The sequence below is a fragment of the Natrarchaeobius chitinivorans genome (genome assembly GCF_003841505.1).
Taxonomy (GTDB): Archaea; Halobacteriota; Halobacteria; order Halobacteriales; family Natrialbaceae; genus Natrarchaeobius; species Natrarchaeobius chitinivorans.
On sequence record NZ_REGA01000001.1, the window covers coordinates 13,488 to 34,572 of the forward strand.

Consider the following 21,085-nt stretch of genomic DNA (forward strand, 5'->3'; position numbering starts at 1 on the left):
CCTACGCTCCTCCACCCGTGGTGGATAGTTTGCTGCTATATGCCGGTGGAATACCATTAGTGATAAACCGCTTATAGGGAACTTCCTGAGCATTAGTTACCGATAGATTCATGCCCTAAAAGTGGTTGGAGAGTAGGCATACGAGATTGAACACGTCTTCACGTTCGATCCGGACGATTTCCACACGCTGGGATTCACTGTCGTTCCCGCCGATACAGCAGACGGATCTCGTTGTGACTGACATCCTCTCCACGGTTGCCCTCGAGTAGCACGCCCGGTTGCCGACGACCGAAAAGCTGTTTCGGCATCCCTGCGTCCTCTCATCCGTGCCTACGTTCGCCCGCTCCGGTTCCGGGAAGTGGCACGTCGCCGGTCCCGACGGCTGCCGGTACGGTCGGGAGTTCGACGACGAAGACACCACACCCGACGAAACCGTCACTGTGACCGATATTGTCGCCTACGAACCGCCCGAGGAGCCCGATGAGTCAGCTGATTCGGTCTCGGTCTCGCTGTCGATGGGTGGTAGTTCGTTCCCTCGAGGTCGGACCGACGACCAGCGCCTCGTCCTCCCCGGCGCTATCGACGATAGCGACGCCGAACTCTGTGGCTCGTGTCGCTCCGAACTCGAACGGTACCAGAAACGTCGGTCCCGGATCATCACCGGGCTCAAGCTGGTGACGACGCGGCGCGATATCGACTGGGATCGAATCGACCACGAAACCCGTCGGGCCTGTGACTGGTGTCGTGCCCACGAGTCGACGATCTACCACGGGCTCGAGGCGACGGTCTGTCCGACCTGTCGTCGCCTGTTCGAGTCGCCGCTTGGTGAGCCGGCCGACGACGCAGCGCCGGACGCCGATCGCCTCCCCGAGACGCCATCGGAGCCGATCACGCCGATCGTACTCGGTACCGAACTTCCGGAGTACGATCCGACCGAGTTCGTCGGGAGTAACCGGCCGCTGATCAAGTACCGCGAGAAACGCAAGTATGCCGAGTTGGTGTTCGAACTCGAGCGCACGGGCCACGGATTTACCGACGAGGGAATCGATGCGTTCGAGACGGTCCGCACGCGGTACGCCGATCGGGTCGCCAGCAACGACACTCACCAGGCCGAGGTCAGAGTCGCGGTCGGAGCGACACCGCGTACCGTAACTCTGGAAGGCGTTCTTCCGGACGATCGCATCAGCGTGATCGACGCCTGCTGGGATGTCGTGAGTGAACCGGCGTACTGGTTCCCGCTCGGGTGGCCACAGCAGGGATACGTGCACCTGCGAGCGGGCGATCCGTCGGTACCGGGCGACGACCCGATCGTCGAGGAATTCCCACGGCTTCGAACGAAACGGCCGTCGTCGACGGTTGACGCGGAAACGCTCCGGTCAGTGACCGAACGCGGTCGATACGGTCGTGGCGAACGCTACTACGAGCGCGGGGCCGTAACCGACGTCGAACGCGTCGACGACCGACTTCGAGCGACAGTTCAGGGAAGCCGGCCGTACAAGGTGGGGGTGAGGATCGCGGATGGGTGCTACGTGGAGGGTGAGTGTAGCTGTCCCGACGACGCGAACCCGTGCAAACACATCGTCGCGGCCGTACTGGCGAGTGGCGATGTCGAGGCAGTTGGAAGTGACCGACCACTCGAGGCGGTCCTCGAGTCGGCGTCTCCAGACGAGTTACGCACACTCTTTCGAACGCTCGCCGATGAGGACGTCTCGATCCGTAAACGAATATACGAAGAATTCGGTTCCGACACACCCGGGTAGTGATAGTGGCCACGCAGGTCGGCGATCGGTGTGTAAACCGGTTCAGAGGGATTATCGTACCCAACCGCTAACTCCGAGGCCCGGTCTTCGGCGTGGTATCTCGGTTCGCCGGAAGAAAACGATGAACGTCTACGATACTCGCTATCAGTTGTCACTATACTCCTCGCCCGTCTGATGGTCGCTTTTCTCGCTCGAGAGCCCTATAAAAAGGCGTCCCGGTTTGGAGACGAGACGCCTCCATCGACACTCCCGGCCACGTCTCGAGGATTCGTTCGCTGTGATCGAATCGCCCGAATTCCGGCCGATAACGCCCGCCTGAAAATAAATCCAGAACCGACTGGATAATTGAACGGTCAGTAGGGTGAGAGAATCGACAGACGAACGTCAGACGGTCCAAAACGCTTATTCGAGCGGGCACGGCTTATATGACCAATGGACGGGTTAGACGACGTGTTCGCGGATCTCTACTCGAGTGTCGATGCCGTCTTGCTCTTCGGACCGAGTGGGTCGTACTACGAGCGGTTTTCGGCAGTCGAGGACGTCGACGTGATCGTCGTTGGAACGGAAAACGATCTCGGTGCGGACGTCTTCGTCGAACTCCCACTCGAGTTCGACGACGTCGCCGAGCGGATCAGCTTCGGGCTCGAGGGCGGGCTCGAACAGGGCGTAATCGAGGGCGGCGACGAACTCGTCTGTGCGACGAGCGTGTTCGACGACGAGATCGACACCGTCTCTCGCGTTCGTGCCAGTGCCGACGACCACACGGGAGTCTACGATCTGTTTGCGAAATCCCGAGCGGAGCCGGAAGTGATCAAGGCGGTGGTCGAACTCGCGATCGAACTCGGCAAGAAAGGACAGAAGGGAAAGCCGGTCGGCGCGCTGTTCATCGTCGGGGACGCCGGAAAGGTAATGAACAAGTCTCGACCGCTCTCGTACAACCCGTTCGAGAAATCCCACGTCCACGTCGGCGATCCGATCGTCAACGTGATGTTAAAGGAGTTCTCGCGACTCGACGGCGCGTTCGTCATCTCCGATGCGGGGAAGCTCGTCTCAGCCTACCGGTATCTCGAGCCCTCGGCGGAAGGGGTAGACATCCCGAAAGGGCTGGGCGCGCGGCACATGGCCGGCGGTGCGATCACCCGGGATACGAACGCCATCGCGGTCGTCCTCTCCGAAAGCGATGGGCTCGTCCGCGCGTTCAAAGCCGGCGAGCTCATTCTCGAGGTCGATCCGGAGGCGTACTGATATGGACTGGCAGACGCTCATCGACGAACCGGCGGTGATCGCAGCCGCGGTGTTGGCGCTTGGGCTCGTCGTCGGCTATCTGGTCGGGCAGCTCAACAAGGAGTTACTGACCGCGTCGGGCGTCCCCGAGACCGTCGAGGGAACGCCGTTCGAGCGGACTGCCCAGTCGATCGGGACGTCGACGGTCGATATCGTCGCGCGGCTGAGTTCGTGGTTCATCTACGGCATCGCGGTGTTGACCGCGATTCACATCGCCCAGTTGCTCGATACCGACGCCTTCTGGTTCCGGGTCGTCGAATTCATTCCGCAGGCGTTTATCGCGGTCCTCGTCCTCATTCTCGGCTTTATCGTCGCGGACAAATCCGAGCTGATGGTGAGCGAGTATCTCCGCGGCGTGAAAGTCCCGGAGGTGTCGGTGATCCCGAAACTCGTCAAGTACTCCGTCCTCTACGTCGCCTTTCTCGTCGCCCTGGGGCAGATCAACGTCTACGTGCTTCCGCTTTTGATCCTGCTTGCGGTGTACGCGGCCGGGGTCGTCGTCGTCGGTGCGATCACATTCAAGGACTTTCTCGTCTCGGGTGCAGCGGGAATCTACCTGTTGCTCAATCAGCCCTACGGCATCGGCGACCGAATTCGGATCGGCAACCAGGCGGGAATCGTCCAGGAAGTCGACCTCTTCGTCACGAAAATCGAGGACGACTCCGAGGAATACATCGTGTTGAACCGACGGGTGTTCGACGACGAGATCGTCCGCGTGCGAGATTGATCGGACGGTTCGGGACGAGTTTCGAAGGGCCACCGCTGTAACCCCTCGAGCGAGAGCCTGACGACTACTTCTCGAGAAAGAGCGACTGCCTACTCCTCGAGTGAAAGGCCAGCGATTACTTCTCGAGCGAGAGCCCGGCGTGCCAGCTATCGACGCCGGCCTCGCGTTTGACCTCGTCCATCCGTGCGAGCAGGTGGGTCGCGAGCGTCGCCGTTTCGGCGGCCCGGGACTCGCCCTCGGTTCGGAACTCGCCGCCGTCGCGGTCCGCGTAGACGGTACAGACCGCTCCCGCGCGGAGGCCGTAGAGGTTCGCGAGCGTACAGATCGCGCTCGCCTCCATCTCGATGTTCGCGACGTTGGCCTCGACGAGCTGGTCGACGAGGTCTTCGGAGCCTGCGGCCCGGTAGCCGTCGTATCCCTCGCGTCCCTGTCCGGCATAAAAGGAGTCGGCGCTCATCGTGATGCCGGTGTGGTAGCCGTAGCCGAGCCGTTCGGCGGCGGCCACGAGCGCGGAGACGACTTCGTGGTCCGCGATCGCTGGATAGTCCTCGCGGACGTACTCGTCGCTCGTTCCCTCCTGGCGCACTGCACCGGTCGTGATCACGAGGTCGCCGACGGACATTTCGGGCTGAAGTGCCCCACAGGAACCGACCCGGATGAACGTCTCACAGTCCACGCGGGCGAGTTCCTCGACCGCGATCGCTGCCGAGGGACTCCCGATTCCGGTCGACGTGACCGAGATTGGCGTCCCGTCGACCGTTCCCGTCGCCGTCCGGTACTCGCGGTGGTGGGCGACGATCTCGTGGTCGTCCCAGTGGGGCACGATCTTCTCGAGGCGCTCGGGGTTGCCCGGCAGGAGGACGGTTTCGGCGACGTCGTCGGGCCCGACCTCGAGGTGATACTGCACGTCGGTGTGGGGGTCTTCGCTGTCGGCTGGCATGTGATAAACGGGATTCGTCACGACGCCGTATATAAATGCGGGACGGTCATAGGTGGCGTATGGGCCGGGGCCAACTCGCCGACACCTACGTCGCCGCCCTCCAGCACGATCTCGCCGACGTTCCGGCGGCAGCGACGCTCGTCGGCGTCGTCCGCACACCGACGTCGTGGTTTCACGCGGCCGTCGACGAGAATTACCCCGAACTCGGGCCGCCGAGGGACCTCCTCGAGTCGGTTCGCGACGCCGAGGAAGAGTTGAAGATGCGCGGTCTCTGTGCCGAGGGAGCGCACAACGCCGCATGGGAGCAGGTCGGATTCGGCGAGGGCTACCGGGAGCACCTCGAGCGCTCGAGCGATGCCCAGGCGGCGCTTTCGGCGCTCGCACAACGACTCGAGAACGACGAGGCGATCGCGCTCGTCTGTTACGAAAACACCGAGAAGAAACGCTGTCACCGGACGATCCTCCGGGAGGTCCTCGAGCAACGCCTTCGAGGGTGAGCCGGACTGTGGTGTCTGTGTGTCTGATGCGGATTACAGCGGTATCGAGGCGAAAGCCCACCCGTTTACTCGAGCGTCTCTTGCGTGATCGTATCGGGGAGCAGTTCGCCGAGGGTGTAGACGTCTGGCTCCTCGCCCTCGCCGCCGTCACAGATCACCTCGAGGTCGCCGTCGCAGAACTCGGAGAGGGTCTGTCGACACATTCCACAGGGCGTGACGCCGTCGCGCCTGCTCGAACTGACGGCGATGCGAGTAAAGTCCCGGTGGCCGTTTTTGACCGCCTCGGCGATTGCGACCTCCTCGGCGTGGAGGCTGTTGCTGAAGTTGGCGTTCTCGAGGTTGCAACCGACGAACACCTCGCCGTCTTCGGTCTCGAGCGCTGCGCCGACGCGGTACTCGGAGTAGGGAACGTGAGCGGCCGACTGGATCTCTCGGGCGGCCTCGAGCAGGTCGGTATAATCGGACATACGCCCAACTGTCACGGGCGAGCGCAAGTAATACTGCCGGCTGTAACTGTGTCAAGATTCTCGCCACCCCGGAGCGGCGAGAATCTTGAAAGACTTACAGCCGGTAGTATAAGCATCGACCGAGCGTGCGGGCTACGCCGTGGTCGGCGAGTAGACGACTCTACGCGGCGTCGCCGATAGCCGATTCGACGACCGCGCTCGCGTCTCCGACCAGTTCGTCGACGTCGTCGCTTTCCGCGTAGATCCGGACGTACGGTTCGGTGCCGCTCGGGCGGACGAGAACCCACGAGGCGTCGGAAAACTCGAGGCGGATCCCGTATTCGGTGTCGACCGTCGCACCGGGAAAGGCATCGGGCAGCGCGGTCTCCAGGGACGCCATCGCCGCCGTCTTCCGGTCGTCGGGACAGTCGACGCTGACCTTCCGGTAGGGGCGTTCGGTGACGGGATCGCGAAGCGTTTCGGTGTCGCCGGCGTCTGCGACGAGCGCGGCGACGACGGCGGCACTCGTCACGCCATCGATCCAGCCGCCGAACGCGGTGTGGATGTGCTTCCACGGTTCGGCGGCGAAGACGATCGCCGTCTCCTCGTCTCCGCGGCGGCGTTCGCGGGCGATCCCCTCGTGCAGGGCACCCAGACGAACTCGCTCGACCCGGCCACCGGCCTCGCGGACCCGCTCGTCGATTCGCGCGGAGGCGTTCGGCGTCGTGACGACGACCGGGTCGGCGACGTCGCTTTCGGCCGTGTAGTGGGCCGCGACGAGCGCGAGCACGGTGTCTTCGTGGATCACGTCGCCGTCCGGGCCGAGGGCGACGAGTCGGTCCGCGTCGCCGTCGTGGGCGAGCCCGAGGTCGAACGACCCCGACTCGAGGAACGCGGCGAACTCCGAGAGGGTCTCCGGCGTGGGTTTGCTCGGGCGGGCGCTAAAGTGGCCGTCGACGGTCGCGTGTACGGCGACGACGTCGGCTCCCAGCCGTTCTACCACCTGCGGTGTCGCGAGCGCGCCGACGCCGTTCCCGCAGTCGACGGCGACGGACAGCCCCGAGAGGGGGTCAGATCCCCGGTTCCCGCCGTCGAACTGGGTCCGGAGGAAAGCGGTGACGGCGTCGCGGTACTCCTGAAGGACGTCGAGTCGGCTGGTCGTCCCCCACTCGTCCCACTGGGCAGTCCCGGTATCGGTCGAGTCGACGTCGGCTTCGATCGCTCGCTCGGCGTCGCGGTCGTACTCGACGCCGTCCGCGAAGAGTTTGATACCGTTGTCCGTTGGCGGGTTGTGACTCGCGGTGATCATCACGCCGCGTCGATCCCGCGATGCGAACGCGAGCGCCGGAGTCGGAATCACCCCCACCCGATAGACGTCCGAACCGGCGCTCTCGAGGCCGGCTTCCATCGCCGCAGCGAGCGCGCTCCCGGTCTCGCGTCCGTCGCGGCCGACGACGACCGTTTCGGCGGGGTCACCCACAGCCTGGCCGACGGCGAGGGCGAGCGATGGGGTAACGTCCTCGACCGGCCCGCGGATTCCCGCAGTTCCGAACAGCGTCATATGCTGTCGTTTCGCGAGGAAGTACTTATATACCGTTGGCTCGAGGATCCGGAAACGGCTGGCCTAACGCGACGTGAATTCGTGTTCGAAAACCGTGGGGCACCGACGCCTCGTCTTCTGCAGGCCGTCAACTACTCGTCTTCTGCAGGCCGCTAGCTACTCGACTCCGGGAGGTCGTCGATCAGGACGACGGCTTCCCCGTCGATCACCGTCACGTCGTCGTCCTCGTTGCGAATCACCGTCTCGAGGCGGTACTGGTCGTTTCCGAGGGATTCGACGACTTCTACGCGCGCGGACACTCTGTCGTCGATTCCGACGGGGGCGCTGAACTCGAGGTCCTGTGAGAGATAGATCGTGAGCCCGGGAAGTCGTGCGAGGGCGGCGCTGATGAGTCCGGAGACGAGCGTCCCGTGGGCGATCCGTTCGCCGAATCTGGTGTCGGCTGCAAATTCCTCGTCGAGGTGGAGTCGGTTCGTATCGCCGCTGATCTGGGCGAACGCACGGACGTCGTCCGCCGAGAGGGTCTTCTCGAACGTGACGGTATCACCGACGCCGATACTCGAGGGATCGTCGACGGTACGTTCGAACGTCCAGTCGAGATCGGAGTGAGCGATAGACGGAATCGATGCGGATACCGAATCCCCGTTTGCAGGGTCCGAGTCCCCGTTCGACGCCGTGTTCACGGGAAACATCGCGGAGACGGCTGCCCGGTTCGCGGCAGTCGCACTCTGTACGAAGCTCTGCGTCATCGCTGTCCACGCGTTCGTCATGGCAGCGAAATTGTTCCCCCCAGTGTCCTGGTGTGACATCTACGGAAAATAGGGAAGGGGACATTATCACTCTTTGGCCCCTCGAATCGCCGGAAACACCACCTTCGAAGACGAGTTGCTGTGAGCACGATCGACGACTACCGGCGGTCCCGCCGGTAACCGTTTCCTACTGCGTTCCGCCGTTCGCTACTGCGTCCCCCGACCTGGGAGACCGATATCTTCGTTCGGCCGTTTCGATCCGTTCATGCAACGATGGGGAGTCGTGGGCGATCATGCAACGATGGAGCTGCGTGAGCGACCATGCACACAATGGAGATGAGTGGGGTAATTAACGGCCCGTCTGGTATGAGATGGTATAAGATGGTATTTGACGCCATCTAGTGGGAAGACTTATTGCGACGGGGGGCATCGAGTCGTGTGATGACGGACGATTCCGACCGATCGCTCTGGTTCCCGCCTGCGATGTTCACCGAACAGATGCAGGAGGCAGGCGAACAGGTCGCCGAATCCCAGACGGAGATGATGAAACAGTTGATGCAGGCGAGTTCGTCGAATCCGCTCGAGAACGCGTCCGCGTTCGGCCCGATGAACATGGGAACGGCGACGTTCAAGGCTCGCGTCCAGAGCGGCGGACGGGTTAGCATTCCCGGCCCCGAACGGGAAGCCCTCGACATCGAAGAGGGAGATATCGTCCAGACGATCGTCGTCCCCGTCAAACGCAACCGAGACGAACAATCATGACCCAGAACGCTTTCACCGCCGTCTTCAACGCACAGCGTACCGCCGTCGAACAGTCACAGAACCTCACCCACGACGCCCTCGAGGCCCAGCAGGCATCGATCCGAGCGTTCGCCGACGCCCTCGAGGCTTCCGGTTCGCTCGCCGAATCCAACGCCGAACTCGCGAAGGGGGCCGCCCACGCCTCCTTCGACGCCCTCGAGTCGGCGTTGCCCGAAGAGGCTGCCGACTTCGGCGAACTCCGCGAGTTCGTCGACGAGAGCGTCGATTCCGCGACCGACGCACAGAGACAGTCCCTCGACGCCACCCTCGAGGCGCTCGAGGAGTCGGAAGTCGCCTACGAGGAGTTCGCAGCGACCTACGCCGAAGTCGCCGACTCGTCGTTCGATAGCTTCCTCGAGGCCCACGAACAGGTCGAGGCGAACGTGACAGCGGCCGCTGAGAACGTCGAAGCCGCAACCGACGAGTTCGACGTCTCGGCGTAGACGGTCGAGCAGGCGCAGACTTTTCACAGAGAGACCCACATTTTACACAAATGGCAGATTCAGAGCAGCCACAGGCGCAAAACTGGAACGCGTTCGTCGAACAGTGGAACGAACAGTTTCTCGATGCCCTCGAGGACAACGTCGAAGCACAGGCTCAGTTCGTCGAGAGCTGGTCGGAAACCGTCGGCGAGATGAGCGAGGAAGACGACGTTTCCGACGGCGTCGAGGGGTACGCCCGCGCGTACGAAACCTGGATGGACGCCTCGAAGCAGATGGTCGACCGGATGAACGACACGCTCGAGGGAGAGGACGTCGAACTCGAGGAGTTCCGTGACATCTGGCTCAACACGGCCAACGAGGCGTTCAAAGACGTCATGTCGACGACGGCCTTCGCCAGAATGACCGGCGAAACCGTCGGCGACGTTCTCGAGTTACAACAGCAGGCCGACGAAGCGTCCGAAGAGACCCTGCGCACCCTCGGCTTCGCGACCGAATCGGACGTCCTCGAGGTCGGCGACCGCCTCGTCGAACTCGAGCGTCGGCAACACTCGCTCGAACGAAAGCTCGACCGCGTCCTCGACCACCTCGAAGAATGAGAAACCCGTACGCAACCGTCCTGGACATCCAGCGCCAGGCCTGGGAGGAAACCGCCAATCTGGCCGAGAAGGCACGAATCGCTCCCGAGCGAACCGAAACGATCGAGAACGTCGAGGTCGGCGCGACGCCGAGCGAGGTCGTCTACGAGGAGAACAAACTCGAACTGCTCCACTACGAGCCGTTGACGGAAGACCAACACGACGTTCCGATCCTCGTCGTCTACGCGCTCATCAACAAACCGTACATCCTCGACCTCCAGCCCGACCGCTCGGTCGTCCAGACCCTGCTCGAGGCCGGATTCGACGTCTACCTGATCGACTGGGGCGAGCCCTCGAAACTCGACCGGAAGCTCGGGCTCGAGGACTACGTCACCCGCTACATCGACAACTGCGCCGACGTCGTCCGCGAGCGTTCCGGTCAGGACGAGATCAACGTCCTCGGCTACTGTATGGGCGGGACGATGTCGGCGATGTACGCCGCCCTGTTCCCCGAGAAAGTCAGAAACCTCGCGTTGATGGCCTCGGGGCTGTGCTTTGCGGGCGACGGCGGCGTCCTCGAACTCTGGGGTGCCGAAGAGTATTACGACCCCGAGACGGTGACCGAGACGTTCGACAACGTCCCCGCCGAGTTTCTGGACGTCGGCTTCGCGCTGATGGATCCGGTCGCGAACAACGTGACGAAGTACGTCCGGTTCTACGACAACGTCGACGACGAGGAGTTCGTCGAGAACTTCGCCCGGATGGAACGGTGGCTCGACGAGGGAATCGACGTCGCGGGCAACGCCTACGAACAGTTCATCAGCGACGTCTACCAGGAGAACAAGCTGTACGAGAACGAACTGTACCTGAACGGCGAACACGTCGACCTCGCGAACGTCGACATGCCAGTCCTCCAGATCGTCGCGGAGTACGACCACCTCATTCCGCCGGGGGCCTCGAAACCGTTCAACGAGGTAATCCCCTCCGAGGACACCGAGATCATGGAGTTCCCGACGGGCCACATCGGGATGTCCGTCTCCTCGCGGAGCCACGCAGAACTCTGGCCTAACGTCTGTGAGTGGTTCGAGGAGCGCTCGAACGGGAAAAACGAGGCGCGACGCGCCACGGATAGTCGAGCGGCGGAGCCGCGAGACGCGGACGTCGAAGCCGGACCCGAGACGCCAGAACCCGAAGACGAAGACGCCGCTCTCGCCGAAGATCGATCCGACGAGGAAGTCGTCGCCGAGGACCGATCCGACGAGGAAGCCATCGCCGAAGACGCCACGTCTGAGTCGGCGATCGAAGCCCAAACCGACGACCTGACCGAACTGAGCGGCGTCGGGCGGGCGTACGCCGATCAGCTCAACGCAGCCGGAATCGACACGTTCGACCAGCTCGCAACGGCCGACACCGCAGAACTCGCCGCCGAGACGAGTATCTCGCCGACTCGCATCGAACGCTGGATCGAACAGGCAGAAACGCGATAGATCGATCTTCGGGCTCGTCACTCGAGTCGGTCTCCTCGAGTCAGGGTTCTGGCCCTCGATCCACAAGAACGGAGACGTGTAGCGGACCGACTGGTACGGATTACTCTCGCTGTGTACCGGAGCGAAGGCGGTCCTCGATGCACCAGTTACGGTTCGAGATGGTTTCCGTCGAATGTAGTGTCATTTCACAGGTCATTATTTACTGGCGGAGGCCGAACGATCGGGTATGTCCATGGACGGACGCACCTGCGTCATCACCGGATCCGCCCGCGGCATCGGACGAGGAATCGCCGAATACCTCGGAGAAGAGGGGGCAAACGTCGTAATCAACTATCGGTCTTCGGAAGAGGCGGCACGGGAAGCGGTCGACGCGATCGAAACGTCGGGAGGGAACGCGATCGCCGCTGAAGCAGACGTTGCAAACCGTGACGAGGTCGAACACATGCGCGAGCGCTGTCACGAAGCGTTCGGCCCGGCCGACGTCCTCGTGAACAATGCCGGCATCACCGCCGACGACCAGTTCGTCGAGATGACCCGCGAGGAGTGGGATTGGGTGATGGACGTCAACCTCGGCGGGATGTTCAACTGCACACAGGAGTTCTACGACGACATCTGGAACGCCGACGAGGGACGGTTGATCAACATCTCGAGCGTCGTCGGTAAACAGGGAAACTTCGGGCAGGCGAACTACGCGGCGGCCAAAAGCGGCATGTTCGGATTTACACGGACGATCGCACTCGAGTTCGCCCAGGGCGGTTCGACCGCAAACTGCGTCGCGCCGGGGTTCACCCGCACAGATATGGTCGAAAGCGTCCCCGACCACGTCCTCGAGCGGATCGTCGCGGGTATCCCCCTCGAGCGCCTCGCCGAAGTCGAAGACATCGCCGCAGTCGTCAGGTTCCTCGCAAGCGAGGAATCGTCGTACGTCACCGGCGAAGTGATCGACGTCAACGGCGGTATGGACCTGTAGTCCGACGACCAGAGACACTCCCACCGTTCACACGAATCCCGACGTCCACACACATCCAACCGGTCACGCCTTCGAGTCCGACCCGATCCGGCTTTCGAGATCCCAAGCTGCCTCGCGGAGTTCGGTGACGAGCGCCTCGAGAACGTCTTCGGCGGGCCGACACGCTTCGACTACGCCGGCGCTTTGGCCCGCGTACAGCGCCATCTCCGCGATCTCCCCGTCGACGTCCGGTGTGGCCAGCGCCTCGTCGTAGCGCTCGATCGGCGTACCCGATTCGGTCGTCGCGACGACGTCGTTCTCGCCGGGACGATTGCCCGGCGACGGACGCCCGGCGTCTTCCCACCGCTCGAGCGTGTCGTTTTCCAGCACCCGGTGGGGCATGCCCGGCCAGCCCTTCTCGTACAGCGTGGTGTACCGGGTGTCGGTCTCGTCGCTCTCGAGGACTCGATCCCGGTACGTCTCGTGGACGTGCGCCTGCGTCGTGGCGACGAAACGCGTGCCGAGCCAGGCACCGTCCGCCCCGAGGGCGAGGGCGGCCGCGATTCCCCGGCCGTCCGCGATGCCGCCCGCAGCCACGACCGGCACTTCGTCACCGACGGCGTCCGCGACGCGAGGGACGAGCGCAGTCGTCGCCACCTCGCTCTGGACGTGGCCGCCGGCCTCGAGTCCCTGGGTGACGACGACGTCGACACCACTGTCGACCGATTCGCGAGCGGCCGCGGCGCTGCCGACCGTCTGGAACGCAAGCGCGTCCGCCTCGTGAACCCGATCCACGTAGGGTGCGGCGTCGCCGAACGAGAAGGTGACGACGTCCGGTCCGGCCGAGAGGATCGCCTCGAGGTGGTCGCAAGTATCGACGGACGTAGTCGCGTCGTCGAGCACGAGGTTGACCGCGAACGGGTCGTCGGTCCGTTCGCGCGTGTCCCGGACCAGTTTCGCCGTCTCCTCGCGGTCGCGCCAGGTGATCGCGAGATGACCGAGCCCGCCGGCGTTCGAGACGGCCGCGGCGAGTTCGGGATTCGTCGCGCTCCCGATCGGTGCCTGTACGATCGGGTACTCGATACCGACGGTATCACAGAGTGACGTGCGAATCGTCATGTCACGGCACGACCGTTCGGATTACGGTATTTCACTTTCGACGTTTCTCCTTGTCGCGGACGCGGACGTTCTCGATTCCGGTGTCGGGATACTGGCCGTCGTCGTCTTTCTCGACCGCTTTGACCATATCCCAGACGACGTTTAGCCCCGTCGTGACGCCCTCGAGGGCTTCCATCTCGCAGCCGGTCTTTCCGGTCGTCTCGACGGCGACTGCGAGTTCGATTCGATCCTCCCCGAGATCGAACTCGGTGTCGACGTTGGTGATCGGGATCTGGTGGCACATCGGAACCGTCTCCCACGTGTGTTTGACCGCCTGAATCGCACCGATCCGGGCGGTCGCGAGCACGTCGCCCTTGCCGACCTCGTCCGCCCGGATCGCTTCGATCGTCGCGGGTCGGAGGTGAATCTCGCCGATCGCGACCGCCCGGCGCTCGCTGTCCGGCTTGTCGCCGACGTCGACCATCTGCACGTCACCCTCGTCGGTGGTGTGCGTGAGATCCTCGGCGGCGTCGGTTCGGGGGTCCGGGTTCGATCCCTCGGCCGGGGAGGGGTCGTCAGTCATCCCTTTCACCCCACAGAACCGCGGGAATCTCCTCGAGCAGATCGGTAGCGAGATAGCCGTGGCCGCCGTTTTCGGCGAGCCGTTCGCCAGCGAGGCCGTTGACGTGGGCGGCCGCCGCGGCGGCGTCGAGCGGTTCGGCCCCTTCCATCAGCGCCGCGACGATACCCGCAAGGGTATCACCGGTGCCGCCGACTTTCATCCCGACCGTCCCGGACCGGCTGACATGCGTGCGGTCGCCGTCGGTGACGACGTCGTCGGCACCCTTCGCGAGGACGACATGATCGAGCTCCGCCGCGAGGGACTCGATCTCGGCGGCGACGTCGGGCAGCGAGTCGGCTTCGGGGCCGCCCATCCGCTCGAGTTCGGTTCGGTTTGGCGTGCAGACGAGCGTCGCGTCGGTGTCGACGTCGGGGACGACCACCAGCGCGTCCGCGTCGACGACCGCGCGTCCGGTGTAGGACTCGAGGAACTGTCGAACGGCCTCGAGCGTTTCCTCGGCGGTTCCAAGGCCTGGACCGAGCACGACGACGTTGTCGTACTGTTCTGCGGTGTCGACGAGGTCGTCGACGTGTTCCGGCGTTAACACCTCGCTCCCGTAGGGCTGGACGATGAGGTCCTCGCTGTAGCCCTGAATCTCGCCCGTGACGGTCTCGGGAGCGGCGACGAACGTCAGTTCTGCGCCCGCACGGAGCGCGGACTGGGCGGCGAGCGCCGGCGCACCGGTGTAGGGACCGCCGCCGATCACGTACGGTCGTCCCTCCCGATCGATCGGTCGGGCGAGGTCGACGTCGCCGGGGCCGACGAATCGCTCTGCGGCGGCCGGAATTCCGATATCCGCGACGGTCACGTCGGCGTCCAGTTCCTCGAGGCCGGGCTTCGTATCGTGGAACGTGACCACGCGATCCGCCTCGACGCCGTTGTCGGCGTGGTCGCCATCGTCGGCGTCGAACCCCGAGGGAACGTCGACCGCGACGACGGTTGCGTCGGCGTCGTCGATCGCCCGTGCGGCGGTCGCCGCGGGTTCCCGGAGGTCGCCGCTGATCCCGGTTCCGAGTATCGCGTCGACGATCACGTCGGCCTCGGGCAGTTCGAACGTCCTGGAGTCGGCCACCTCGCGGACGTCGTAGTCGGCTCGCTCGAGTGCCTCCCAGTTCTCGCGGGCGATTTCGGTCCCGATCGTTTCGGCCCGTCCGAGCAACAGCGTCGTCGTCTCGTAGGCCTCGAGAAAGCGGACGGCGACGAACGCGTCCCCCCCGTTGTTCCCGCGACCGGCGACGAGTGTCACGCTCGAGCCCGGTTCGGCGACGTCCCGGACCGCGCGGGCGACCGCGTGCCCGCTCGACTCCATCAACTGCTTTCTCGGTACCCCCAGCGCCGCCGCGTTCTCGTCGACGGCGGCCATCCGTTCGCCGGTAATCATGCCGGATCGTTTGCCGGCCGACGCGTTAAGCGTGTGGGAGTCCGTCGCGGTTTGGTCGACTCGAGTCGACCACACCACGGAGGCGGCAGTCGGTCGTCGAGCGAAACGGGATCGCTCGCCGAACGTAACAATTACTTGAATAGAGCGCGAAGCTTTGTTCGACATGGTCTCCCGCGAAAACCGCGTCCTCATCGGTTCTCTGTTGCTCGTCTGGCTCGTCGTCACCGTGATCGGACTCACGGGAATCGGCGCGGAGAGTTCGGTGCTGGCGTTCGTGATACTGGCCGGAATCGGTATCGTCCTCCCGCAGTTGTATCTCGCTGCCACCGACGACGACGTTCCCGGCCGCCAGCGCGTCCGAATCGCCGCCGTCCTCGCGCTCGTGATCGCGATGCTCGGATTTCCCGCTGCAACCTCGTCCGAGCGACTGATCATCGCCGGTCTCGTCGCCGCGCTCTTGCTCGCGGTCACGGGGTACGAGTTCGCCGCCGGATACCGGGCCAGCGCCGCCGAACGGTAGGACGTCCGGTACTCCGTCAGACAACTGCGATCGGACACCCGCGGTCTGCAACCGTCCAGTGACCGCCACGACCGATTCACAGCCGAGCGATACACTCTCGTCCGTCCGGCCCCACGTTCCGTCGTGAACGTCTTCTGGCTCGACGAGGACCCCCGTCTCGCCGCCCGGTATCACTGCGATCAGCACGTCAACAAGCTGTTGCTCGAGGCCGCGCAAGTGCTGTGTACGGCAGCCCGCCAGAACGGTTACGAGGCAGACTTTCTCTATCAGCCGACCCACGTCGACCACCCCGTGACGCGCTGGGCGACCGCCTCGAGCGCGAACTGGCGTCGGTTGCGCGAGCACGCCGCGGCGCTCAACGAGGAGTTCGTCGACCGCTACGACAAGGACGACGATCACGCCAGCTGGCAGGTGATCGAGCGGATCGAACCCGACGAAATCGCGTTTCCGAGCGACGAGCCGACGCCCCGGCCTCAGGCGATGCCCGAGGAATACAGGCGACCGGACGACCCCATCGGCGCGTACCGCGCCTACTACGCCGGGGAAAAGGCCGAGTGGGCCGAGTGGCGCTACACCGAGGTGCCGCCGTGGCTCACAGCGTACGTAGATCTCGAGTGAGACGGAGTGGTTGTCGGTCGGTCGTCGAAAACGGCTCGAGAGACAGATCAGGGGATTATCGTCACCCACCGGCGACCTGAGGTCCAGCTTTCGGCGTCCCCTCCCGGTTCGTCGTCGGAAACCGATGAACTTCGACGGTAATCTCTCTCGGTATACTCGATTGGAGTGTTCCTTTTCGGCCAACAGACATAAAAACGAAGGCGTTGTCGCCGAATCCGTATGGAGAAGTCGTATTCGATATTTGGGTCTCAATCCGATCTGGCGATCGAACGAGGGGAAACGTACGATCACACCAGATACGGTCAGGTCGAGGTCACGGGAATATGGAAGGGCGTCGATCGAGTCGACAAGGCCCACAACACGAACGACAATAGCACGATCATCGTGCGCTTCGCCACGGAAGAAGACGGGACCCGAACGACGGAACTCACGGAGACGGTGGACGAATTCATCGAAGCCATCGAGTAACCGGAACGCCCGTCGAAGTGATCGGATTTTCCGTCAGTTTCGCCGCCATCGTTTCCCTACTCCCCCGTTTGAGTGTCGTTCCCGCTCGTTGCCGTGGCGCTCGAGGCGATCGGTTATCGTGGCACTCGAGGCGATCTTTCCTCGCTTGAGATGGTCAGTCGTCGTAGCACTCGAGATGATCGTTGTCGTGGTACTCGAGGCTAACCGGTAGATTCGGACTGTGCGGATGGGATTTGAACTACGCCCGAGAACCTGCGCTGCGCGCAGAACCTCGGTCTAGTTCAAACCCCATCGTAACCGCTTCGCTCGTCACGTCCGTTCCTCGCAGAAGCGGTGGGGATGGGATTTGAACCCATGAGGCTTGACAGCCACCTGCTCTCAAGGCAGGCGCGTTAGGCCGCTCTGCCACCCCACCTCACCCCACTCTTCCCGACGCGTTCAAAAAGGGTTATCGGTCTACTCGCGCTCGAGTCGTCCGTCCGATCCGACCCGCAAACCGATCTCTTCGACGGCCGCCGCGGTCGCCTCTCCGCCCGGACGGCCCGCGACGTCGCGGACCTCGAGCGTCGCGATGGTCGCACACAGCCCCGACTCCGCCGCCACGGTCGGGAGAAACGGCGCGAAGCCGAGGTCCAGGCCTGCCGCTCCCGTCCGGTCGGCGAGCGTCGACAGTTCGGGTGGCGCGTACGCGTCTTCGAAGTCGACCGGTTCGGCGAAGCCGGCAAAGGAAATCCGGCCGCCCGAAGACGGCCCGAGGACGACGTCGTGGCGGCGAAGGGCCATCGCCGCGCCGTCGATATCCGACCGACCCACCAGCGGAACCGTCGGCTCGAGGACGCCGACCGTTCCCGCGGACTCGCGTTCGAGCAGGTGCGTGACGGTGTTACCGATCCGCGCCGACCGACTCGAGCCGACTTGTCGCTCGAATCGCACGTTTTCGACTGACTCGAGAGCCACGTCGGCGATCGAACGAATTTCGCCCTCGGGATCGGCCCCGACTGTCTCCGCGGGGAGCGTCTCATCGTCACGGTAGTTGACGAGCAGGTCTCCCCCGCTCGCGGCGGCGGCGCGCAGGACGTCAATCGCGGCAGCCTCGGAGAGGAGAGCCGCGTCCGCTTCGGTCACCGGCGTCGTTTCGACGAGCGACGACGACGCGAGTCCAACCCCTGGCGGATCGACTGGAACGACGACTATCATACTCGATACTCGCTGTCGTGATCCTTGAACGCGGCGTTTGTCCGCGACACCTGGCTCCGGTGATGATCAGCGCTCGAATCCGCTACTGGGAGACGATCGGAGACGGCAACGAATATACCGGACGCAGTCGTTTACGACCGTATGAACGATCGGAGACTCACCGGGTTGCTCGGCGTGATCGTGGTCGCCGGAGTCGTGATCGTCGGGCTCTACGGCTTCGCCTCGAGCTATCTCCTCGAGTCGGCCGGAGACCTGCTCGCTCCGTCGGTCGGAACGCTCGCGGTGGCGGCGATCGTCGTCGCCGCGCTGATCATACTCGGCGCTCGGTCGAAACGCTGGCGAGAGAACCCATACTGGTAAGCTGAGGCCGTTCGTCGGGCTTCGAGCTACCGCTGTCGACGTCCCTTCGTCTGGCGATAGTCCGAGGCCATCAGTTCCGCGAAGTGTTCGACCCACGCCTGGGTCTGTTCGTCGGTCTGTTCGTGTGGCTCGAGCATCGGGACGAGCGCGAACCCGCGACCGCGGATCGTCGTCGCGTGAACGTCCGGAAACGAGAGATCCGACGACGACGTCGTGGTGTACTCCGTGCCGATTTCGGCGAGCGCCCGCTCACCGACGGGAATCAACACCTCGGGGTTGATCATCCTGATCTCCGCGTTGAGGTACGGCTCGCAGGTGTCTATCTCCTCGTCCGTCGGCGGCCGCTCGGGGTCGCGACAGCGCGTGAGGTTCGTGAGGTAGACGTTCTCGAGTTTCGGCCGGTCGACCGGCGACCTCGCATCACAAAGCGCCAGCCGCTCGAGTACGCGCCGGAGTCCGGCGGCTGCTCCCGCCCGTTCGCCGCCGTCTGCGTCGTCGGTTCCGCCGCTCGCTTCGCCGGTGACGAGCGGTACGCCGACCTCGTCCGCCCCTTTGGACGGGCGCTCGCCGACGAACAGGAAGTCCGCGCCGACGTCGCCGTAGCCGTGGACGACCTGGGTGCGCGTCTCACAGAGCGCGGGACAGTTCCGACACTCCTCGTCCATGTTGAACGGGTTCGCTCGAGTTCGCTGATTCGCGTCCACACCCGCCGTTTGCCGGCGGCGAACAAAAGCATCGCGTCTGATAGATCCCCCTTACGGAATCCGGTCGGACAGCGGACGGATCACGGTGTATCCGTCACTAACTGACGGACGTCCCCGAATCCGAACTACGGCGACCGGAGCGACTTGACGCGCTCGAGCGTCTCGGCGTCCGCGGGGTCCTTGTCGTGTCGAACGCCCACGAATCGCGGGAATCGAAGCGCGTACCCCGAGGAGTACGTCGGCGACGTCTGGATCTCCTCGTAGCCGACCTCGAAGACGACCGCTGGCTCGAGTGTCACTTCCTGCCCGTTCTCGGCGGCGACGTGAGCCTCGAGAAGCTCGGTCAACTCGGCGAGTTTCTCGTCGGTGATGCCGGTCGCGACTTTGCCGACGGTCTCGAGGTCGTCGCCGTCCCGAACCGAGAGTTCGAACGTGCCGAGAAACGTCGCACGCCGACCCTCGCCCCACTCGGCCCCGGTGACGACGCAGTCGAGCGTTTCGACGTCCGGTTTGCGCTTTCGCCAGTTCTTTCCCCGGCGGCCGGGCGAGTACGTCGAGTCGGGCGCTTTGAGCATGATCCCCTCGTGACCGGCGGCGAGCGCGTCGGCGTCGATCGATTCGATCTCGTCGGGATCGTCGGTGATCCACAGCAGGGACAGGCCGTCGACGTCCGCCGGTCTGACCTCGCTCTCCTCCGAAGGGGTCAGTACGCCCTCGAGTCGATCGTGTCGGCTCGTAAGCGGCTCCTCGAGCAGGTCCTCCCCGTCGGCGTGCAGACAGTCGAAGAAGACCGGACGAACGGCGACGTCCTCGCGGGCCTTCTCGACGTCGTGTTTGCGCCGAAATCGCTTGAGCACCTCCTGAAACGCCAGCGGCTCGCCGTCGTCGTCGATCGCGACGACCTCGCCGTCGAGGATCGCCGGCTCCTCGAGCGTTTCCTCGGCGAACTCGACGACCTCCGGGAGCGCGTCCGTCACCTCCTCCATGTTCCGGGAGAAGACCCGCGTCTCGGACGCCGAACGCTGCCCGGCGGAAGCCGCGTCGCTCGAGTCCCCAGACTCGTCGGGATCGTAGTGCAACTGAATTCTGGCTCCGTCGTATTTCCACTCGACGGCGGCTTCCTCCCACTCGGAGAGCGCGTCGGTCACGGTCCCCGCCTGGGCGAGCATCGCCTGGACGGGGCGGCCGACCTCGAGGTCGACGGCATCGAGGCCGTCGAGGCCCTCGTCGCGGGCGATCCGGGCGACCCGCCCGTAGTCGTTCGACACCTGCAGTGCCCGCTCGACCCGGTCGTCGGGGACGGCGAACGCGCCGGCGATAGCGTCCCTGACGGTCCCTTCGCCGACGCCGATTCGCATCTCCGAGAGAACGAGTCGCGCGAGGTATCTGGCTTCGTCGCTCGAGCAGCGGTTGAACAGCCCGAAGAGGAGGTCGACCTTCCGGTCCTGACTGCCAGACCCCTCGGCCGCGGCGAGGTCCTCGAGCGTCTCGTGGACCTCGCGGACGGTGAGGTCACTACCACCGGCGTCAGCTCCACCGCCCCCACCCGTGGCGAACGCGCCGAGCCCCTGCTGGCCACCGAACTCGTAGCTCGCCGCCACCTCGCCGATCTCGCCGATCTCGGCGAGGCGTTCCTCGACGTCGCCAGCGGTCACGTTCGTCCCCGCCGCGCGAGCGATCGCCTCGTAACACGCCGCGGGCCCGATGTCGAGCGTCGTCGAGTCCCAGGCGGGGAAGACCCGTCCCTGGACGAATCGCGCCACGATCTCCACGTCCTCGTCGGCGTCTGCGAGGAGATCCGTGACGTGGTCGACGATCTCGAGGTCGGCGGCTTCGGCTTCGATCTCCCCGGCTCGATCGGCGAACGTGGCGAACTCCATCGCCCGTGACTAGCTACG

Annotated in this window: 23 protein-coding genes and 1 tRNA gene; 13 read left to right on the forward strand and 11 right to left on the reverse strand. The window is 64.3% G+C overall.

Annotated features, from left to right (window positions below):
- The first annotated feature begins 326 nt into the window (after positions 1 to 326).
- The 3 genes from EA473_RS00090 to EA473_RS00100 all read left to right on the forward strand — a co-directional run bounded on the left by EA473_RS00090 (position 327) and on the right by EA473_RS00100 (position 3,771).
- Positions 327 to 1,760, forward strand: coding sequence for an SWIM zinc finger family protein (locus EA473_RS00090; RefSeq protein ID WP_124193639.1), 1,434 nt, complete (start codon positions 327 to 329; stop codon positions 1,758 to 1,760).
- Between the two features lie 432 nt (positions 1,761 to 2,192).
- The gene (dacZ, locus tag EA473_RS00095) at positions 2,193 to 3,005 is read left to right on the forward strand and encodes a diadenylate cyclase DacZ (RefSeq protein WP_124193640.1); all 813 of its coding nucleotides are present in this window, start codon (positions 2,193 to 2,195) and stop codon (positions 3,003 to 3,005) included.
- A 1-nt stretch (position 3,006) separates the two neighbouring features.
- Positions 3,007 to 3,771 carry a mechanosensitive ion channel domain-containing protein gene (locus EA473_RS00100; RefSeq protein WP_124193641.1) on the forward strand — a complete coding sequence of 255 codons (765 nt, stop codon included), beginning with the start codon at positions 3,007 to 3,009 and terminating at the stop codon, positions 3,769 to 3,771.
- 115 nt (positions 3,772 to 3,886) lie between these two features.
- Here EA473_RS00100 and EA473_RS00105 read toward each other — a convergent pair whose 3' ends face one another.
- Positions 3,887 to 4,711: a nucleoside phosphorylase gene (locus tag EA473_RS00105; protein WP_124193642.1), complete on the reverse strand. Its 825-nt coding sequence runs from the start codon at positions 4,709 to 4,711 to the stop codon at positions 3,887 to 3,889.
- Positions 4,712 to 4,770: 59 nt separating this feature from the next.
- Here EA473_RS00105 and EA473_RS00110 point away from each other — a divergent pair, with 59 nt between their 5' ends.
- Entirely contained in the window at positions 4,771 to 5,208 is a 438-nt protein-coding gene (locus EA473_RS00110) for a DUF488 family protein, N3 subclade (RefSeq protein ID WP_124193643.1), read from the forward strand.
- 65 nt (positions 5,209 to 5,273) lie between these two features.
- On the opposite strand, the gene cdd is transcribed toward EA473_RS00110, so the two are convergent.
- From cdd to EA473_RS00125, 3 genes are all read right to left on the reverse strand, one after another.
- On the reverse strand, positions 5,274 to 5,675 hold the full coding sequence (cdd, locus tag EA473_RS00115; protein WP_124193644.1) for a cytidine deaminase: 402 nt from the start codon (positions 5,673 to 5,675) through the stop codon (positions 5,274 to 5,276).
- Between the two features lie 160 nt (positions 5,676 to 5,835).
- Positions 5,836 to 7,215 carry a phosphomannomutase gene (locus EA473_RS00120; RefSeq protein WP_124193645.1) on the reverse strand — a complete coding sequence of 460 codons (1,380 nt, stop codon included), beginning with the start codon at positions 7,213 to 7,215 and terminating at the stop codon, positions 5,836 to 5,838.
- Between the two features lie 152 nt (positions 7,216 to 7,367).
- Entirely contained in the window at positions 7,368 to 8,024 is a 657-nt protein-coding gene (locus EA473_RS00125) for a MaoC family dehydratase (RefSeq protein WP_124193646.1), read from the reverse strand.
- A 381-nt stretch (positions 8,025 to 8,405) separates the two neighbouring features.
- Here EA473_RS00125 and EA473_RS00130 point away from each other — a divergent pair, with 381 nt between their 5' ends.
- The 5 genes from EA473_RS00130 (at position 8,406) to EA473_RS00150 (ending at position 12,240) form a co-directional block, all read left to right on the forward strand.
- Positions 8,406 to 8,726, forward strand: coding sequence for an AbrB/MazE/SpoVT family DNA-binding domain-containing protein (locus tag EA473_RS00130; protein WP_124193647.1), 321 nt, complete (start codon positions 8,406 to 8,408; stop codon positions 8,724 to 8,726).
- On the forward strand, positions 8,723 to 9,208 hold the full coding sequence (locus tag EA473_RS00135; RefSeq protein ID WP_124193648.1) for a hypothetical protein: 486 nt from the start codon (positions 8,723 to 8,725) through the stop codon (positions 9,206 to 9,208). The genes EA473_RS00130 and EA473_RS00135 overlap by 4 nt, the downstream gene beginning before the upstream one ends.
- A 50-nt stretch (positions 9,209 to 9,258) precedes the next feature.
- A complete protein-coding gene (locus EA473_RS00140; protein ID WP_124193649.1) occupies positions 9,259 to 9,804 on the forward strand; it encodes a poly(R)-hydroxyalkanoic acid synthase subunit PhaE in 546 nt (181 codons plus the stop codon).
- The gene (gene phaC, locus EA473_RS00145) at positions 9,801 to 11,270 is read left to right on the forward strand and encodes a class III poly(R)-hydroxyalkanoic acid synthase subunit PhaC (RefSeq protein ID WP_124193650.1); all 1,470 of its coding nucleotides are present in this window, start codon (positions 9,801 to 9,803) and stop codon (positions 11,268 to 11,270) included. Before EA473_RS00140 ends, phaC begins: the two co-directional genes overlap by 4 nt.
- A 226-nt stretch (positions 11,271 to 11,496) precedes the next feature.
- Positions 11,497 to 12,240 carry a beta-ketoacyl-ACP reductase gene (locus tag EA473_RS00150; RefSeq protein WP_124193651.1) on the forward strand — a complete coding sequence of 248 codons (744 nt, stop codon included), beginning with the start codon at positions 11,497 to 11,499 and terminating at the stop codon, positions 12,238 to 12,240.
- Between the two features lie 63 nt (positions 12,241 to 12,303).
- Here EA473_RS00150 and EA473_RS00155 read toward each other — a convergent pair whose 3' ends face one another.
- The 3 genes from EA473_RS00155 to EA473_RS00165 are packed head-to-tail and all read right to left on the reverse strand — an operon-like array spanning position 12,304 to position 15,320.
- A complete protein-coding gene (locus EA473_RS00155; RefSeq protein WP_124193652.1) occupies positions 12,304 to 13,338 on the reverse strand; it encodes an NAD(P)H-dependent flavin oxidoreductase in 1,035 nt (344 codons plus the stop codon).
- A gap of 31 nt (positions 13,339 to 13,369) precedes the next feature.
- The gene (gene moaC / locus EA473_RS00160; RefSeq protein WP_124193653.1) at positions 13,370 to 13,900 is read right to left on the reverse strand and encodes a cyclic pyranopterin monophosphate synthase MoaC; all 531 of its coding nucleotides are present in this window, start codon (positions 13,898 to 13,900) and stop codon (positions 13,370 to 13,372) included.
- Positions 13,893 to 15,320, reverse strand: a complete 1,428-nt coding sequence (locus EA473_RS00165; RefSeq protein WP_207890129.1) for an NAD(P)H-hydrate dehydratase — start codon at positions 15,318 to 15,320, stop codon at positions 13,893 to 13,895. Before EA473_RS00165 ends, moaC begins: the two co-directional genes overlap by 8 nt.
- 163 nt (positions 15,321 to 15,483) lie before the next feature.
- Here EA473_RS00165 and EA473_RS00170 point away from each other — a divergent pair, with 163 nt between their 5' ends.
- From EA473_RS00170 to EA473_RS00180, 3 genes are all read left to right on the forward strand, one after another.
- On the forward strand, positions 15,484 to 15,840 hold the full coding sequence (locus EA473_RS00170) for a hypothetical protein (RefSeq protein ID WP_124193654.1): 357 nt from the start codon (positions 15,484 to 15,486) through the stop codon (positions 15,838 to 15,840).
- 123 nt (positions 15,841 to 15,963) lie between these two features.
- Positions 15,964 to 16,458: a hypothetical protein gene (locus EA473_RS00175; RefSeq protein WP_124193655.1), complete on the forward strand. Its 495-nt coding sequence runs from the start codon at positions 15,964 to 15,966 to the stop codon at positions 16,456 to 16,458.
- Positions 16,459 to 16,677: 219 nt separating this feature from the next.
- Positions 16,678 to 16,926, forward strand: a complete 249-nt coding sequence (locus tag EA473_RS00180) for a hypothetical protein (protein ID WP_124193656.1) — start codon at positions 16,678 to 16,680, stop codon at positions 16,924 to 16,926.
- Between the two features lie 331 nt (positions 16,927 to 17,257).
- Here EA473_RS00180 and EA473_RS00185 read toward each other — a convergent pair.
- Positions 17,258 to 17,341 (reverse strand) — tRNA-Ser (locus EA473_RS00185).
- A gap of 41 nt (positions 17,342 to 17,382) precedes the next feature.
- A complete protein-coding gene (locus EA473_RS00190; protein WP_124193657.1) occupies positions 17,383 to 18,123 on the reverse strand; it encodes a hypothetical protein in 741 nt (246 codons plus the stop codon).
- Between the two features lie 141 nt (positions 18,124 to 18,264).
- On the opposite strand from EA473_RS00190, the gene EA473_RS00195 reads away from it, so the two are divergent.
- A complete protein-coding gene (locus EA473_RS00195) occupies positions 18,265 to 18,483 on the forward strand; it encodes a hypothetical protein (RefSeq protein ID WP_124193658.1) in 219 nt (72 codons plus the stop codon).
- 26 nt (positions 18,484 to 18,509) lie between these two features.
- Here the strand turns inward: EA473_RS00195 and EA473_RS00200 are convergent, their stop codons facing one another.
- Positions 18,510 to 19,148: a uracil-DNA glycosylase gene (locus EA473_RS00200; protein WP_124194057.1), complete on the reverse strand. Its 639-nt coding sequence runs from the start codon at positions 19,146 to 19,148 to the stop codon at positions 18,510 to 18,512.
- A 164-nt stretch (positions 19,149 to 19,312) separates the two neighbouring features.
- Complete coding sequence (gene ligA / locus EA473_RS00205; RefSeq protein WP_124193659.1) at positions 19,313 to 21,067, reverse strand: ATP-dependent DNA ligase LigA; 1,755 nt, start codon at positions 21,065 to 21,067, stop codon at positions 19,313 to 19,315.
- Positions 21,068 to 21,085: the final 18 nt, after the last annotated feature.

Coding starts and splice junctions, on each gene's coding strand:
- EA473_RS00135 (WP_124193648.1), top strand. CDS start 8,723: ATGACCCAGAACGCTTTCACCGCCGTCTTCAACGCACAGCGTACCGCC.
- EA473_RS00150 (WP_124193651.1), top strand. CDS start 11,497: ATGTCCATGGACGGACGCACCTGCGTCATCACCGGATCCGCCCGCGGC.
- EA473_RS00190 (WP_124193657.1), bottom strand. CDS start 18,123: ATGATAGTCGTCGTTCCAGTCGATCCGCCAGGGGTTGGACTCGCGTCG.
- EA473_RS00195 (WP_124193658.1), top strand. CDS start 18,265: ATGAACGATCGGAGACTCACCGGGTTGCTCGGCGTGATCGTGGTCGCC.
- phaC (WP_124193650.1), top strand. CDS start 9,801: ATGAGAAACCCGTACGCAACCGTCCTGGACATCCAGCGCCAGGCCTGG.
- EA473_RS00140 (WP_124193649.1), top strand. CDS start 9,259: ATGGCAGATTCAGAGCAGCCACAGGCGCAAAACTGGAACGCGTTCGTC.
- EA473_RS00130 (WP_124193647.1), top strand. CDS start 8,406: ATGACGGACGATTCCGACCGATCGCTCTGGTTCCCGCCTGCGATGTTC.
- EA473_RS00170 (WP_124193654.1), top strand. CDS start 15,484: ATGGTCTCCCGCGAAAACCGCGTCCTCATCGGTTCTCTGTTGCTCGTC.
- dacZ (WP_124193640.1), top strand. CDS start 2,193: ATGGACGGGTTAGACGACGTGTTCGCGGATCTCTACTCGAGTGTCGAT.
- EA473_RS00125 (WP_124193646.1), bottom strand. CDS start 8,024: ATGTCACACCAGGACACTGGGGGGAACAATTTCGCTGCCATGACGAAC.
- EA473_RS00180 (WP_124193656.1), top strand. CDS start 16,678: ATGGAGAAGTCGTATTCGATATTTGGGTCTCAATCCGATCTGGCGATC.
- EA473_RS00165 (WP_207890129.1), bottom strand. CDS start 15,320: ATGATTACCGGCGAACGGATGGCCGCCGTCGACGAGAACGCGGCGGCG.
- EA473_RS00110 (WP_124193643.1), top strand. CDS start 4,771: ATGGGCCGGGGCCAACTCGCCGACACCTACGTCGCCGCCCTCCAGCAC.
- EA473_RS00100 (WP_124193641.1), top strand. CDS start 3,007: ATGGACTGGCAGACGCTCATCGACGAACCGGCGGTGATCGCAGCCGCG.
- ligA (WP_124193659.1), bottom strand. CDS start 21,067: ATGGAGTTCGCCACGTTCGCCGATCGAGCCGGGGAGATCGAAGCCGAA.
- EA473_RS00200 (WP_124194057.1), bottom strand. CDS start 19,148: ATGGACGAGGAGTGTCGGAACTGTCCCGCGCTCTGTGAGACGCGCACC.
- cdd (WP_124193644.1), bottom strand. CDS start 5,675: ATGTCCGATTATACCGACCTGCTCGAGGCCGCCCGAGAGATCCAGTCG.
- EA473_RS00105 (WP_124193642.1), bottom strand. CDS start 4,711: ATGCCAGCCGACAGCGAAGACCCCCACACCGACGTGCAGTATCACCTC.
- EA473_RS00120 (WP_124193645.1), bottom strand. CDS start 7,215: ATGACGCTGTTCGGAACTGCGGGAATCCGCGGGCCGGTCGAGGACGTT.
- EA473_RS00155 (WP_124193652.1), bottom strand. CDS start 13,338: ATGACGATTCGCACGTCACTCTGTGATACCGTCGGTATCGAGTACCCG.
- moaC (WP_124193653.1), bottom strand. CDS start 13,900: ATGACTGACGACCCCTCCCCGGCCGAGGGATCGAACCCGGACCCCCGA.